Source organism: Comamonas sp. A7-5, from assembly GCF_039581385.1.
GTDB classification, from domain to species: Bacteria; Pseudomonadota; Gammaproteobacteria; order Burkholderiales; family Burkholderiaceae_C; genus Comamonas; species Comamonas thiooxydans.
Map to the genome: position 1 here is coordinate 1 of NZ_JBCPWO010000055.1, position 719 is coordinate 719.

Annotated in this window: 1 protein-coding gene; it reads left to right on the forward strand. The window is 57.7% G+C overall.

Annotation, left to right across the window (positions count from 1 at the left end):
* Positions 1 to 65: 65 nt before the first annotated feature.
* A partial coding sequence (locus tag AAIL67_RS24715; RefSeq protein WP_343485403.1) for a DUF4010 domain-containing protein occupies positions 66 to 719 on the forward strand: 654 nt, incomplete at its 3' end.

The following is a 719-nucleotide window of genomic DNA, read 5'->3' on the forward strand; positions in this document are numbered from 1 at the left end:
CGTAGTAGCTAAGGCGAAGTCCCATCAATCGGACGAGCCTTATTCAGATCGAGGGGTTGAGACTTATGCAGCTAAGTTGGGCCGGTGTCGACCATTGGGTAGTCTCATTAGGCTGTGGTCTGCTTATCGGTCTCGTAAGCGAGCGTCGCGGGAGTGAGCGCGAGAGCATCGCAGGAACTCGTACCCACGCCATAGCAGCGTTGCTTGGCTGCGCGGCCTGGTGGTTAGGCGTGCTGCCCTTCGCCGTTGTACTTCTGTTGGTCGGGGCACTGACCGTTGCAGCCTACTGGCACTCAGCCCCCAATGACCCAGGCCTGACCAGTGAAGTGACTCTACTTTTCTCACTAACTCTGGGCGCCCTATCGCACAAGAGCCCTACCTTGACGGCAGCTCTGGGCATTCTTTGTGCCTTGCTGGTGCATTCCAAAGGCCCCATACAACGCTGGAGTCGTGAGTTACTCAGAGAGAATGAATTGAGGGATGGCCTTCTGCTGGGCGCTGCGGCGCTGGTCGTGATGCCACTTCTGCCGCAAGCGCCTGTAGATCCATGGGGTGTGCTAAGCCTCCCAGCCCTTTGGAAAGTGGTCGTGCTGTTCATGGCTGTTGGCATGCTGGGACACATACTGACTCGAGTGCTGGGCCCGCACTGGGGCCTACCTGTGACCGGATTCTTTTCTGGATTTGTGTCATCTACCGCGGCTATAGCCAGTCTTGGCCAG